At 72.8% G+C, this 11,732-nt stretch carries 13 protein-coding genes; 6 read left to right on the forward strand and 7 right to left on the reverse strand.

The annotated features are described in order from the left end of the window. The first annotated feature begins 64 nt into the window (after positions 1–64). Entirely contained in the window at positions 65–1,321 is a 1,257-nt protein-coding gene (locus MOJ79_RS13905) for an FAD-dependent oxidoreductase (protein WP_241924696.1), read from the forward strand. A 10-nt stretch (positions 1,322–1,331) separates the two neighbouring features. On the opposite strand, the gene MOJ79_RS13910 is transcribed toward MOJ79_RS13905, so the two are convergent. From MOJ79_RS13910 to MOJ79_RS13920, 3 genes are all read right to left on the reverse strand, one after another. Continuing rightward, entirely contained in the window at positions 1,332–2,000 is a 669-nt protein-coding gene (locus MOJ79_RS13910) for a glutathione S-transferase (RefSeq protein WP_241924697.1), read from the reverse strand. A gap of 123 nt (positions 2,001–2,123) precedes the next feature. Then, the gene (locus MOJ79_RS13915; RefSeq protein WP_235823287.1) at positions 2,124–2,687 is read right to left on the reverse strand and encodes a PAS and helix-turn-helix domain-containing protein; all 564 of its coding nucleotides are present in this window, start codon (positions 2,685–2,687) and stop codon (positions 2,124–2,126) included. Then, positions 2,684–3,127: a PaaI family thioesterase gene (locus MOJ79_RS13920; RefSeq protein WP_119288367.1), complete on the reverse strand. Its 444-nt coding sequence runs from the start codon at positions 3,125–3,127 to the stop codon at positions 2,684–2,686. Before MOJ79_RS13920 ends, MOJ79_RS13915 begins: the two co-directional genes overlap by 4 nt. Before the next feature lie 130 nt (positions 3,128–3,257). On the opposite strand from MOJ79_RS13920, the gene MOJ79_RS13925 reads away from it, so the two are divergent. From MOJ79_RS13925 to MOJ79_RS13935, 3 genes are read left to right on the forward strand one after another with little or no spacing between them, the layout of a single operon-like run. Next, positions 3,258–3,968 (forward strand): CoA transferase subunit A, encoded by a 711-nt coding sequence (locus tag MOJ79_RS13925; protein WP_241924698.1) that lies wholly within the window; start codon positions 3,258–3,260, stop codon positions 3,966–3,968. A gap of 1 nt (position 3,969) precedes the next feature. Further along, positions 3,970–4,611: a CoA transferase subunit B gene (locus tag MOJ79_RS13930; RefSeq protein ID WP_119288372.1), complete on the forward strand. Its 642-nt coding sequence runs from the start codon at positions 3,970–3,972 to the stop codon at positions 4,609–4,611. Continuing rightward, positions 4,608–5,549, forward strand: a complete 942-nt coding sequence (locus MOJ79_RS13935; protein WP_241924699.1) for an alpha/beta hydrolase — start codon at positions 4,608–4,610, stop codon at positions 5,547–5,549. Before MOJ79_RS13930 ends, MOJ79_RS13935 begins: the two co-directional genes overlap by 4 nt. On the opposite strand, the gene MOJ79_RS13940 is transcribed toward MOJ79_RS13935, so the two are convergent. After that, positions 5,486–6,535, reverse strand: coding sequence for a quinone-dependent dihydroorotate dehydrogenase (locus MOJ79_RS13940; RefSeq protein WP_241924700.1), 1,050 nt, complete (start codon positions 6,533–6,535; stop codon positions 5,486–5,488). The genes MOJ79_RS13935 and MOJ79_RS13940 overlap by 64 nt on opposite strands. 42 nt (positions 6,536–6,577) lie before the next feature. On the opposite strand from MOJ79_RS13940, the gene rpiA reads away from it, so the two are divergent. Further along, positions 6,578–7,255 carry a ribose-5-phosphate isomerase RpiA gene (gene rpiA / locus MOJ79_RS13945; protein ID WP_241924701.1) on the forward strand — a complete coding sequence of 226 codons (678 nt, stop codon included), beginning with the start codon at positions 6,578–6,580 and terminating at the stop codon, positions 7,253–7,255. 9 nt (positions 7,256–7,264) lie between these two features. On the opposite strand, the gene mnmC is transcribed toward rpiA, so the two are convergent. Beyond that, on the reverse strand, positions 7,265–9,166 hold the full coding sequence (mnmC, locus tag MOJ79_RS13950) for a bifunctional tRNA (5-methylaminomethyl-2-thiouridine)(34)-methyltransferase MnmD/FAD-dependent 5-carboxymethylaminomethyl-2-thiouridine(34) oxidoreductase MnmC (protein WP_241924702.1): 1,902 nt from the start codon (positions 9,164–9,166) through the stop codon (positions 7,265–7,267). Then, the gene (locus tag MOJ79_RS13955) at positions 9,163–10,122 is read right to left on the reverse strand and encodes a heme-dependent oxidative N-demethylase subunit alpha family protein (RefSeq protein ID WP_241924703.1); all 960 of its coding nucleotides are present in this window, start codon (positions 10,120–10,122) and stop codon (positions 9,163–9,165) included. Before MOJ79_RS13955 ends, mnmC begins: the two co-directional genes overlap by 4 nt. Before the next feature lie 264 nt (positions 10,123–10,386). Here MOJ79_RS13955 and MOJ79_RS13960 point away from each other — a divergent pair, with 264 nt between their 5' ends. Beyond that, the gene (locus MOJ79_RS13960; protein WP_241924704.1) at positions 10,387–10,854 is read left to right on the forward strand and encodes a cache domain-containing protein; all 468 of its coding nucleotides are present in this window, start codon (positions 10,387–10,389) and stop codon (positions 10,852–10,854) included. Positions 10,855–10,920: 66 nt separating this feature from the next. On the opposite strand, the gene efp is transcribed toward MOJ79_RS13960, so the two are convergent. Beyond that, entirely contained in the window at positions 10,921–11,475 is a 555-nt protein-coding gene (gene efp / locus MOJ79_RS13965; protein WP_119353850.1) for an elongation factor P, read from the reverse strand. Between the last annotated feature and the right edge of the window lie 257 nt (positions 11,476–11,732).

Genomic DNA, 11,732 nt, shown 5'->3' on the forward strand with positions numbered 1-11,732 from the left:
CACCGGTAGCGGTGTGATGCGCCGCGGTGCTGGCGTGGCACAGGCTTCTTTGACAGGAGGGGACATGGGACGGTTTTCGTCGTCGCGGCGCGCGCTCGTGCGCCTGGGCGTGGCCGGCGTGGGCGCGTGGGTCGCCGGCTGCGCCGTCGTGCCGCAGCCGGCCAAGCCGCGCGTGGTCGTCGTCGGCGGCGGCTGGGGCGGACTCGGTGCGGCGCGCACGCTGGCCGAAGGCGGCAAGGTCGCAGTGACGCTGATCGAGCTGAACGACGCCTTCATGTCGTGTCCGCTGAGCGTGCACTACGTCGCCGGCTTCACGGCGGCGAGCGACTACCAGCGCAGCTACGCCAACGTCGATCGCGCCGGCATCCGCCGCGTGCGTGCGCGCGTGACCGAGATCGACCGCGCCGGCTCTGCCGTCGTCGCCGGTGGCGAGCGTCACCCCTACGACTTCCTCGTGCTGTCGCCCGGCGTCGAATACATCGAAGAAGCGGTGCAGGGCTACGCCGCGGCGCGCGAGCAGCTGCCGGTGGGGTTCCGCGCATTCGAGCAGCAGGCGGTGCGCCGGCAGGTCGACGCCTTCCTCGACAAGGGCGGCGAGTTCGTCATCACGGTGCCGAAGCCGCCGTACCGCTGCCCGCCGGCGCCGTACGAGCGCGCGTTCCTGATCGCCGAGCAGATGAAGCGCCGCGGCACCAAGGGCAAGATCGTCATCGTCGACGCGAACCCGAACCCGATGCCGCCGCCGATCGCCGCGCCGATCGTCAACGCGATGAAGAACGTCTATTCGCGCGAGATCGAGTACGTGCCCAACACCGAGGTCAGTGCGGTCGACGTCGGACGGCGCGTGCTCGTGACGCCGACCGGCGACGTCAGGTTCACGGCCGCCAACATGGTGCTGCCGATGCGCGCGCCGGCGCTGATCCGGCAGGCGGGTCTCGGCGAGCGCTGGGCCGCGGTCAGGCTGCCGAGCTTCCAGAGCCAGGCCGACGAGAAGATCTACGTCGTCGGCGACGCGCAGGGCACGCCGCTGCCCAAGAGCGGGCACGTCGCGTTCGGCGCCGGCAAGCAGGTCGCGCACGACATCGAGCGGCGCGTCGCCGGGCAGCCCGCGCCGGCCGCGAGCGGCGCGGTCACGCTGCCGGCCGGCATCTGCTGGGCTGCGGTCACGCACAACGAGGCGATCATGATCAACGTGGCCGCCAGCGTCGAGCCGGGCCAGGCGCCGAAGCTCAGCTTCCAGGTCGACCCGAAGCACAGCCTCGCGTCGGGTCAGGGCGCGCAGCAGTGGGGCGAGTCGATGTGGAACCAGATGCTCGGCTGAGCGCTGCGCGTCAGTCGGCGAACGCGTACGGCCCGCCGCGTTCGAGCGCGCGGCGGTACGCCGGGCGCGCGTGGATGCGCGCGAGCCAGTCCTGCAGCGCCGGGTAGCGCGCGTCGAGCCCGGCGCGCTGCGCGGCGGCCTCGAGCGGGAAGCTCATCATCACGTCGGCGGCGCTGAAGTCCTGGCCGGCGAACCAGGGCCGGTGCTTCAGCTCGGCGTCCATGAACGCGAGCTGGCGCTCGACGTTGGGCATCACGAAACCGGCGAGCACCTTGTCGGCGATCGCGCGTGCGATCGGCCGGACGAAGAACGGCATCGGCGCGGCCTTGATGCGGTCGAACACGAGCTTCATCAGCAGCGGCGGCATCGCGCTGCCTTCGGCGAAGTGCAGCCAGTACGTGTAGCGCCGTGCGTCCGCCGTGCCCCGCGGTGGGCGCAGCTGCGGGGCGTAGGTGTCGACGAGGTGCTCGACGATCGCCCCGGTCTCGGCCACCGTCAGCGCACCGTCGGTGATCACCGGGCTCTTGCCCAGCGGGTGCACCTGAGCGAGCTCGGGCGGCGCGTAGCCCGTCGTCGGGTCGCGCCGGTAGAGCTTGACCTCGTAGGGCACGCCGATCTCCTCGAGCAGCCACAGCACGCGCTGCGAGCGCGAGTTCTCGAGATGGTGGACGGTGATCATCGGGGGCCTCCGTGGGTTTCGGCGTGGCACGCATCCGCTGGCGTCGGCCCGGCAGGCGGCCGACGCGGAGCCGGCTTCGGTGCTCCCTGAAGGGGGAGGCGCCGAAGGTGCTTCGGGGGTGGGTCAGGACAGCAGCTTGTGCACGAGTTCGGGCGTGGTGGCCGCGCCGACCTTGCGCATCAGCCGCGCGCGGTACACGTCGACGGTGCGCGGGCTGATCGCGAGTTTCTTGCCGATGCCCTTGCTCGTGAGGCCCTCGATCAGCAGCGCGGCGATCTCGCGCTCGCGTGCGGTCAGCTCGAGCTTGAGCGCGCGGCGCGACGACAGGTCCTCGAAGGCCCAGATGCCCGCGGCGTGCGGGTCGGACGGGTCGAGCGCGCGGCCGCTGACGTGGCACCAGAACAGCTCGCCACGCCTCGGGCCGTCGACGCGCTTCATCACGCGCTCGTCGGCGTACCAGCCCTGTTCGTCGAGGCTCGCGACGATGCGCTGGCCGGTGCGCTCGAACTCCTCGTGCGTCGGGTACAGCACCTCGAACGAGCGGCCGACGAGCTGCTCGCGCTGCGCGCCGAACATCTCGAGCACGCGCCGGTTGCAGTCGACCATCAGCCGGTGGCGCGACAGCACGAGGCCGATCGGCGCGAGGTCGAACGCGGTGCGGTAGTCCAGCGGTGGCGCGGCGCTCACCCGGCGCTCCCGCCTCCGATCAGCGCGTAGGTGGTGGTGGCGTGCGCGAACAGCTTGCCATCGGGCAGCGCGAGGTCGACCTCGCCGAACGCCAGCGACTTGCCGCAGCGCAGGATGCGGCACGTGATGATTGCCTCGCCGGCGTCGGCCGGCACCGGGCGCAGGAAGCTGGTCTGCAGCTGCACCGTCGTCATCGGTCGGAACTCGCCGAACCAGGCCGACAGCGCGAGCACCATCGCGGTGTCGGCGGCGGCGAGCATCGCCTGGCCGCACAGCACACCGCCGCCGTGCACGAGGTGCGGCGTGATCGGCATCGCCAGCGTCGATACCTCCTTGCTCGCCGAGACGACGCGCAGGCCCAGCGAGCGCACGAACGGCGCGGCGACTTGCGCGTACGTCGCCTCCAGCTTCGGGATCAGGTCGTCGGGCAACTGGGCCATGCGGGCTCCCGGTGGTGGCTGCGGCTGGCGATGGGGGTTCGCCGTTAATTGATTCTACGTAACGACTACTTAACGCCTTACGTAGTATCTTCCCGGCCCGCGACATCCCTCGCTCGCCTGGAGGCATCCCATGAACAAGATCTACCCGAGCGCCGACGCGGCGCTGCAGGGCATCGTGCGCGACGGCCAGCTGCTCGCGGTCGGTGGCTTCGGACTGTGCGGCATCCCCGAAGCGCTGATCGACGCGCTGCGCGACAGCGGCGTGAAGAACCTGACCGTGATCTCGAACAACGCCGGCGTCGACGGCTTCGGGCTGGGCAAGCTGCTCGAGACGCGGCAGATCAGGAAGATGATCTCGAGCTACGTCGGCGAGAACAAGGAGTTCGAGCGCCAGTACCTGGCCGGCGAGCTCGAGCTCGAGTTCACGCCGCAGGGCACACTGGCCGAGAAGCTGCGCGCCGGCGGCGCCGGCATCCCGGCGTTCTTCACGCGCACCGGCGTCGGCACGATCGTCGCCGAGGGCAAGGAGACGCGCGAGTTCGACGGCAAGACCTACCTGATGGAGCGCAGCCTCGTGCCCGACGTCAGCCTGGGCAAGGCGTGGAAGGCCGACAAGGCCGGCAACCTGATCTTCCGCCGCACCGCGCGCAACTTCAACCCGGCGGTGATCATGGCCGGGCGCATCAGCGTCGTCGAGGTCGAGGAGATCGTCGAGACGGGCACCTTCGACCCCGACGCGGTGCACCTGCCCGGCATCTACGTCCACCGCCTGGTGCTCAACGCGAACCCCGAGAAGCGCATCGAGAAGCGCACCACCAAGCAGAACCCGAAAGGAATCTGAAATGGCCTGGACCCACGACGAGATGGCCGCGCGCGCGGCCAAGGAACTGCAGGACGGGTTCTACGTGAACCTGGGCATCGGGTTGCCGACGCTGGTGGCCAACTTCGTCGATCCGTCGATCGAGGTCTGGCTGCAGAGCGAGAACGGCATGCTCGGCATCGGCCCGTTCCCGGACGAGAGCGAGGTCGACCCCGACCTGATCAACGCCGGCAAGCAGACGGTGACGACGATCCCCGGCTCGAGCATCTTCGGCAGCCACGACAGCTTCGCGATGATCCGCGGCGGCAAGGTCAACCTGAGCATCCTCGGCGCGATGCAAGTCAGCGAGAAGGGCGACCTCGCGAACTGGATGATCCCCGGCAAGATGGTCAAGGGCATGGGCGGCGCGATGGACCTCGTGGCCGGCGTCAAGAGCGTCGTCGTGCTGATGGAGCACGTCGCGAAGAAGAAGGACGGCTCGGGCTTCGAGCTGAAGATCCTGCCCCAGTGCACGCTGCCGCTGACGGGCGTGGGCGTCGTCGACCGCATCATCACCGACCTCGCCGTGCTCGACGTGACGCCGCACGGGCTGAAGGTCGTCGAGATGGCGCCCGGCGTCACGCGCGACGAGCTGCAGAGCAAGACCGGCGTGCCGCTGCAGTGACGCCGCGCGCGGGCGCGCCGTGGCGCAGCGCCGGCGCCGCGACCGTCGTCGCGACGGCGCTGCTGGCCGGCTGCGCGCTCGTGCCGCCCGCGTCGGCGCCGCCGCCGGGCGCCGGGGTGCCGACCGCGATCGCGTTCGGCCGCTTCGAGTTCGCCGGTGAAGCGCTCGACACCGAGTGGCAACTGCCCGCCGGCGACAGCGCGGGCCTGGTGCTCGTGCAGCACGGCTTCGCGCGCCGCTGCGCGAACCTGCGCACGACGGCGCAGCGCATCGCCGCGCAAGGCGCGACGACGCTGTGCATTGACACCGGGCCGGTCGGTGACACCGCGGCGCTGGCCGACACGCTCGCCGCGGCGATCCTGCACGGCCTGACTGCGCCCGACGGGCGCGCGGTGCCGCCGCGCGTCGTCGTCGCCGGCCACTCCGCCGGCGCGGCGTTCGCCGCGCGCGTCGGGCGTGCGCTCGCGTGGGCCGACGCGTCGCGCCTCGGCGGTGCGGTGCTGTTCGACCCCGTCGCGACGGGCGGCTTCGCCGCCAACCTGGCCGCGATCGCCGACGGCGGCCGGCGGCCGGTCTACGCCGTGATGGCCGCGAGCGGTGGCTGCAACGCGCGGCACAACGCGCTGCCGGCGCTGCAGCGCGTCGTCGACGCCGCGCGGGCGGCCGGCGGCGACGGCTTCGTCGGCGTCGAACTGACGCAGGGTTCGACGCACGTCGACGCCGAAGGCGAGGACACCGATGCGCTCGCCGTCCTCGCGTGCCGCCAGGGTCCGCCGTCGCCGGCGAACACCGAGGCGCTGCGCACGCTCGCGGCGCGCTGGGCGCTCGACCTGCTGCGCGGTGGACGTGCAGCCGACGCGTACCCCGGCCGGCCCTATGTGGACGGCCTCGTCGCCAGCGCGCGCGCCACTTCGCTGACGAGCGCCGGGCCGCGGTAGATCAGCCCGGTATACAGCTGCACGAGGTCGGCGCCGGCGTCGAGCTTGGCGCGCGCGTCGGCGCCGCTCATCACGCCGCCGACGCCGACGATCGCCACGCCCTTGCCGAGCGCGGCACGCAGGCGGCGGATTACGCGGTTGCTCGCCTCGAACACGGGCCGCCCGGACAGGCCGCCGGCCTCGTCGGCGTGCGGCAGGCCCTGCACGGCGTCGCGCGCGACGGTGGTGTTGGTCGCGATCACGCCGTCGAGGCCGTGGCGCACGACGGTGGCGGCGATGAGGTCGATCTGCGCGTCGTCGAGGTCGGGCGCGATCTTCAGCAGCAGCGGCACGCGGCGCGCGTGCGCGCGCTCGAGCGCGGCGCGGCGCGCCTGCAGCGCCGCGAGCAGCGCGTCGAGCGCCTCGTCGCCCTGCAGCGCGCGCAGGTTCTTCGTGTTCGGGCTCGAGATGTTGACCGTCACGTAGTCGGCGTGCGGGTAGACGCCGGCCAGGCCGGTGAGGTAGTCGTCGACGGCGCGCTCGATCGGTGTGGCGGCGTTCTTGCCGATGTTCAGGCCGACGATGCCGCCCGCGGCGCGGAAGCGGTGCGCGCGCTGCACGTTGGCGACGAAGGCCGCGAGGCCGTCGTTGTTGAAGCCCATGCGGTTGATCAGCGCCTGCGCCTGCGGCAGGCGGAACATGCGCGGCTTCGGGTTGCCGGGCTGCGGCTTCGGCGTCACGGTGCCGACTTCGATGAAGCCGAAGCCCATCGCACCGAGCCCGTCGATGCAGCGGCCGTTCTTGTCCAGGCCCGCGGCGAGCCCGACGCGGTTCGGGAAACGCAGCCCGGCCACCGTCACCGGGTCGTCGACGCGCGGCTGCGTCCACAGGCAGCGCGCCGGCGTGTCCTGCAGCGCGGCGATCGCGTCGAGCGTCAGGTCGTGCGCGCGCTCGGGGTCGAGGCCGAAGAGGAACGGGCGGGCGAGGGCGTAGGGCACGAGCGACATAATCGGTTCATTGTCCCGCAGCCCCGCACCGCGCCCCCTGCCATGCCGACCCAGGACGAACTGAAGGCCCTCGTGGCCCGCGCCGCACTCGCACACGTGCCCGACGGCGCGATCATCGGCGTGGGCACCGGCTCGACGGTCAACTTCTTCATCGACGCGTTGGCCACGGTCAAGGACCGCATCGCCGGCGCGGTGTCGAGCTCGGAGGCGAGCAGCGAGCGGCTGCGCCGCCACGGCATCGCGGTGTACGACACGACGGCGGTCGAGCGGCTGCCGGTCTATATCGACGGCGCCGACGAGATCGACCGCCGCGGCTACATGATCAAGGGCGGCGGCGCGGCGCTGACGCGCGAGAAGATCGTCGCCGACCTCGCCGAGCGCTTCGTCTGCATCGCCGACGAGAGCAAGCTCGTCGACGTGCTCGGCCGCTACCCGCTGCCGGTCGAAGTGATCGCGATGGCCGCGCCGCAGGTGTCGCGCCGCTTCGCCGAGCAGGGCGGCACCGCGACGCTGCGCCGCAACGGCGAGGGGCTGCCGGTGCTCACCGACAACGGCCATCCGGTGCTCGACGTGCGCGGCCTCGTGATCGCCGACCCGCCGCGGCTCGAGGACGAGATCAACCAGTGGCCCGGCGTCGTGACCTGCGGCATCTTCGCGCGCCACAAGGCCTCGGTGTGCCTGCTCGGCACGGCCGACGGCGTGCGCACGCTGACGTTCTGACGCGCCTGCTCACGCGCGGGGCACTAAGCGCGCCGCGTCGAGTGCGTCGACGCCGCGCGCATCGAGCGGGAACGGGTCGCCCGCGGCCCAGGCGGCGACGAGCGCGCCGGCCAGCGGCGCCCACGTGATGCCGCGCGAGCCGAACGCGGTGCAGACGAACAGACCCTCGATGCGCGCCACGTCGCGTACGCGCGCTGCGGCAGCGCCGGCCACCGGTACCGCGCCGACGAGCGGCAGCCGGTCGGGCACCGCGAGGCGCCAGCCGACGCGCCCGGCCAGCGCCGCAGGATCGACGGCCGGCGCGGTGCCGGTCAGCCGCCGCAGCCGCTCGAGGTTGTACGCGTGGTCGCTCGCGCGCAGCGACGCGTCGGCGTCGCCGGCGTGGCGCGTCGCGCCGCACAGCAGGCCGCCGTCGGGCAGCGCGATCGCGTAGCCGTCGCCGGCCAGCGGCACGCGCGGGCGCGGCAGGTGCGCTGCGGTGGCGGCATCGAGCTGCGTGACCTGACCACGGCTCGAGCGCAGCGGCCAGTCGCCGCGGCCGAGCAGGCGCGCGGCGTCGTGTGCATTGGCGAGCACGACGGTGCGGCTGTGCGCGAGCACTCGCCCGTCGGCGTCGAGCATCTGCCAGCCGTCGCCGTGCGCGCGCAGCGCGTGCACCGCGGCGCCGGTGCGCAGCGTCACGCGCGGGTGCGCGAGCCCATGCGCGACCAGCGTGGGCGGTGCGAGCCAGCCGCCGCCGGGGAACCACCATGCGGGCCCGTCGACGGCGATGCCGGCATGCGCCGACGCGGCGGGCGCGTCGAGCGCCTGCGCGTAGTCGGCCGGCAGCCCCTGGCGGGCCAGGCGCGCCTGCATCGCGTCGAGCGTCAGGTCCTCGACGCGCTGCAGCAGCCCGCAGGCGGCGCCGGTCACGACGCTCTCGCGCAGCAGCGGCGCGTAGACGCGCGCCGCCTCGAGCGCGGCGGCGCGCAGCGCGCGCGACGGCACGCCGTCGTCGGGCGCGACGCTGCCGTGGAACAGCCCGGCCGCGTTGCCCGAGGCCTCGGCCGCGGGCCGCTCGCGGCGCTCGAGCACGGTGACCGCCCAGCCGGTTTCGGCCAGCGCCTGCGCCGCCGCCGCCCCGGCCAGCCCGGCGCCGACGACCACCGCGTCGCGCGGCGCGACGCGCCCCGGCGCGCGTGCACGCCGCGGCGTGAACGCCGGCGCGTAGCGCGCGACCGTCATCTCGCGCTTGCCGCCGAAGCCCGGCGCGCGTTCGACGGCGAAGCCGGCGCCGGCCAGCCCGTCGCGCACGTCGCGCGCGACGCTCCACGTCGCCGCGGTGGCGCCCGGTGCCGCGCGGCCGGCCAGCGCCTTGAGCACGCGCGCGTCCCACATCGCCGGGTTGCGGTCGGGTGCGAAGCCGTCGAGGTAGAACGCGTCGGCGTCGAGCACGAGTTGCGGCAGCCACTGCGCGACGTCGCCGAAGGCCAGCCGCAGCATCACGCGGCCGCCGTCGAACGCGAGCGTGTGCAGGTCGGGTGTCAGCGGCGGCCAGGCGTCGACGAGGTCGCGTGCGAGGCCGGGCAGCGGCGACGCGGCGTGCGCGCGCGCGAGGTCGCCGCGCGTCGGCGGGTGCTTGTCGATCGAGACGAACCACAGCCGCTCGCAGCGATGCGGGTCGTCGCGCCACGCGGCCCAGGTGGCGAGGAAGTTGTGGCCGAGCCCGAAGCCGGTCTCGAGGATCACGAAGCGCGCGCGGCCCTGCCAGCGCTGCGGCAGCGCGTTGCCGCCGAGGAACACGTGCCGCGCCTGCGCGAGCGCGCCGGCGCGTGCGTGGTAGACGTCGCCGAAGTCCGGCGCGTACGGCGGCGCGTCGGGCGCGCCGTCGCCGAAGACGATGCGCGCCGGCGTGATCGGCGCGAACCTCATGCCGCGTGCGCGCCCGCGCGCTCGCGCAGCCACGCGAGCAGCGGCTCGCGCGCGGCCGCGAGGCCGCGGTACGCGAGCACGGCGTCGCTCATGCTCGCGATCGCATCGTGCAGCGCGCGCGCGTCGGCAGGCCGCGCAATGGCCTGCGCCAGCGGCTGCACGTCGACGTGGATCGTGAACACGGCCTGGCGCTGCACCGGCAGCGGCACGAAGGTCTGGCGCTCGGTGCGCCACCACGCCGCAGTCGCCAGATCGGCCACGGTGAGGCCCGCCGGCCAGCCCGCGGGGTCGACGCGCGCCGGGTGTGCGTGCAGCCGCGGGTGCGGTGTCACGGTCCACACGAAGCGCTCCCAGCGCTCGGGCCCGGTGACCAGGCGCACGAGGTGCTCGCTCGCCGCGATCAGCCGCTCGCTGTCGGCCACCGGTGCGTGCACCTGCGCGAACCGCTGGCCGACCTTCGCCTCGGGCGCCCAGTGCGACGGCAGCGCGACCGCGAGCCACGGGATCGTGCCGCGCGTGCCGTCGACGACGGCGAAGTCCTCCTCGAACGCGAGCGCGAGCAGCCCGGCGAGCCGCCAGCCGGCGGGCAGCGCGCGCAGGCAGCGCGCGACCTCGTCGCCGTGCCCGAACACGCCGGCGCGCTGCTGCGCGACGTCGTCGCCGTCGACGCGCACGCCCAGCGCGTGCGCGCAGCGGCCGTCCCACGCGAAGTGCTGCGGGTGCTCGGCGGCGGCGTGACGCGCCAGCGCATCGAGCGCCGCCGTCGCGTCGAAGCCGGGCTCGGCGAGCAGCGCCTGATCGGCGAACGCGCCGAGCACGGCGAGCTTCTCGCGCTGGTGGCGCGAGCCGGGCCGCACCGGTGTCAGCTGCCGCGCGCCGGGCGCGAGCCGGCGCAGCCCGGGCTGCATGCGAAACGGCGCCGTGACGGCGTGCGAGAAGTCGAAGGCCGAGGTCATCGCGCAGTGCGTCAAGGACGGGCAGGGGGGCGGCTCACACCGACGGTGGCGGCATTGTGGGGCGGCCGCCGCACCGCGGTGTGACGGCAGCGCAATCGGCGTGCCGCCGTGCGATGCGTCACGGGCGGTCGTGCGACCGCGCTCCAGCGACGGCGGCAGCGGCCGATACCCGCCGGGTTGTCCGGCGCAGGCCGCGTCCGAGAGGCGCGTGCGCCGGCCGATGCATTCGAGTCTCTTTCCTTCTTTTCCCGAGGATTCCCGGACATGTTGAAGCAGTGGATGCGCGGCATCGGTGCCGCGGTGGTCGTCGCGTCGTTCGTCGCCGGTGCGCTGGCGCAGGAGCAGCGCGGCACGCGCGACGAGGCGATCGCGATGACGAAGGCCGCGTTCGAGCACATCAAGAAGGTCGGCGCCGAGCAGGCGTACAAGGACTTCACCTACGACAAGGCCAACTGGACCAAGAAGGACCTGTACGTGATGGTCTACGACGGCAAGGGCATCGCGCTGGCGCACGGCGCCAACGACAAGCTCGTCGGTCGCGACATGTCGGCGATCAAGGACGCCAACGGCAAGTCGGTCATCACCGGCCTGATCGAGGCGGCCAACAAGGGTGGCGGCTGGTTCGACTACGACTGGCCGCACCCGCAGACCAAGAAGATCGAGGCCAAGGCCACCTACGCGATCAAGCCGCCCAGCGGCGACGGCTTCGTCGGCGTCGGCATCTACCGCTGAGCACGCGCTGCCAAGCGAAACGGGCACCCGTGGGTGCCCGTTTCGTTTCGGCGGCTGCGCGGCCGCTCACACGCGCTTGCGGTACTCGTGCGTGCGCGTGTCGATTTCGACCTTGTCGCCGCTCTCGACGAACAGCGGCACCGAGATCTCGAAGCCGGTGCCCTTGATGCGCGCGGGCTTCATCACCTTGCCCGAGGTGTCGCCCTTGACGGCGGGCTCGGTTTCGACCTCGCGCACGACGGTGGTCGGCAGCTCGACCGAGATCGCCTTGCCGTTGTAGAACGTCACCTCGACCGGCATGCCGTCTTCGAGGTAGTTGATCGCGTCGCCCATGTTGTCGGCCTCGACCTCGTACTGGTTGTATTCCGAGTCCATGAACACGTACATCGGGTCGGCGAAGTAGGAGTAGGTGCACTCCTTCTTGTCGAGGATGATCTGGTCCATCTTGTCGTCGGCCTTGAACACGACTTCGCTGCCGGCGCCGTTGAGCAGGTTCTTCAGCTTCATGCGCACCGTGGCGGCGCCGCGGCCGCCGCGGCTGTATTCGGTCTTCAGCACGACCATCGGGTCCTTGCCCTGCATGATGACGTTGCCGGCGCGGATTTCCTGAGCGAGTTTCATGACGACGTTCCGTGAGGTTGGGGCGCGCCTGCGCGCGCGGGCTGCGCCCGGCGGCGGCGTGGCTCGCGCGGCGGCCTTGCGGCCTGTCGCGCGCGGGCCTTTTACGCCTTCAGTGCGCCCACAGTGACTGCCTGAAGGCGGCGCTGCTGCGGGAAAACGCGAATTCTAGGGAAACGCTGATCAAGTCCACCGCATCGTAGTGACATGCGTTGGAGGTGTCGATGCAAGATGCGAGGATGACGATGAAGCAGATGACC

The organism is Calidifontimicrobium sp. SYSU G02091 (genome assembly GCF_022631395.1).
Lineage (GTDB): Bacteria > Pseudomonadota > Gammaproteobacteria > Burkholderiales > Burkholderiaceae_C > Calidifontimicrobium > Calidifontimicrobium sediminis.